This window comes from Acetobacterium fimetarium, assembly GCF_014284475.1.
In the GTDB taxonomy this organism is placed as follows: Bacteria; Bacillota; Clostridia; order Eubacteriales; family Eubacteriaceae; genus Acetobacterium; species Acetobacterium fimetarium.
Genome location: NZ_WJBC01000069.1, coordinates 1 through 1343, shown reverse-complemented (window position 1 = coordinate 1343; position 1343 = coordinate 1). Strand labels below are relative to the sequence as shown.

Sequence of the window (1343 nt, the reverse complement as noted above, 5' to 3'; positions counted from 1 at the left end):
TGGTCTTCTGTCAAGATTTAGTACAAATTAAAATGAGAAGTTTATCCTCATCTTAACCAGCTAATTGCAAATCCGATTTGTTCATTTTTGCAAATAGTTTTTCAAAATCATCGGGCGACATAAAATCGCAATGACTGTGAATCCGCTTCGTGTTATAAAACGATTCAATATATTCAAATACAAGCCGATAGGCATGCTTGAAACCACGGATTTTAAAGCGCTTTATCCATTCACGTTTAAGCAGGGAATGAAAAGATTCAATACACGCATTATCCCAGGGAAATGCCTTTTTAGAGTAGCTTCGCTGCATTTTAGCCGTTGCCTTTCGGTATTCTTTGGAAACATACTGACTGCCGCGATCTGAATGAAGAATCAATGGCAGTTCTGTACAGCGCCGCGCCTTTGCTTTATTAATAGTGTCAATAACGCAAGATACTTCCATCGTTTTTGAAAGGGTCCATGCTATAATTTTTCTGGAGTAAAGATCCATAATACTTGTCAAATAGACAAAACCATTGATTGTCCAAATATATGTAATGTCGCTGCACCAGACAGCGTTTGGGCGTTCGGGATTGAAGCGTTCATCCAGGATGTTCTGAAGTTCATGACTGAAATCTGAATCCCTGGTTGTAGGTGTCCATGGTTTTATCCATTGAGCTCTGATGCCCATTTCTTTCATATATTTACCGACGGTACGCTCTGAAATGGTTTCACCGCTCTTTTGCAGTTCTTTCCTGATTTTAGGCGCGCCATAATTTTGATGAGAGTCATCATAGATTTCTTTAATTTTGATTTTTACTGCTTCCTTGCGTTTCTGTAAATCAGAAGGCACATGTTTAAGCCAAGCCCGGTAACCGGATCGGGAAACGCCTAAAATTTTCAGCACTCCGGAGACAGAAACTCGGCGGTCTTCCTTTTGAGTAATTTCTGCCTTTTCAGAAACCTCCAGATAAATGGCTTCTGTTATTTTCCCAGAATGCCGATGGCTTTTTTTAATACATCGAGCGCATCCTGGGTATCACGTAATTCACGTTTTAATCTGGCAATTTCTTTTTCTTCATCAGAAGAATAATTACCAGAACCCCGACATTCAATGTCGCCAGTATCTTTCAGTTCTTTTTTCCACCGGGAAAGTGTCTGCTGACTGATACCAAGATTCGATGCACATCCCTGCAATCCAAGATCCTTGTGATCTAGATAGTACTGAACTGCATCGAGCTTAAACTGTTTGTCATAGTGTTTTGCCATAATGAGATCCTCCGTTTACTGATAGATTTATTTTATCATGTTTTTCTATTTTGGACTTTCTCATTTTGACTTGTACTATTTATATTCTAACAGCA

General features: G+C 39.2%; 2 protein-coding genes. Both read right to left on the bottom strand.

What is annotated here, in order from left to right:
• Positions 1-52 precede the first annotated feature (52 nt).
• Complete coding sequence (locus GH808_RS15070) at positions 53-949, bottom strand: IS3 family transposase (RefSeq protein WP_207722362.1); 897 nt, start codon at positions 947-949, stop codon at positions 53-55.
• 14 nt (positions 950-963) lie between these two features.
• Entirely contained in the window at positions 964-1248 is a 285-nt protein-coding gene (locus tag GH808_RS15065; protein WP_186843600.1) for a transposase, read from the bottom strand.
• Positions 1249-1343 lie beyond the last annotated feature (95 nt).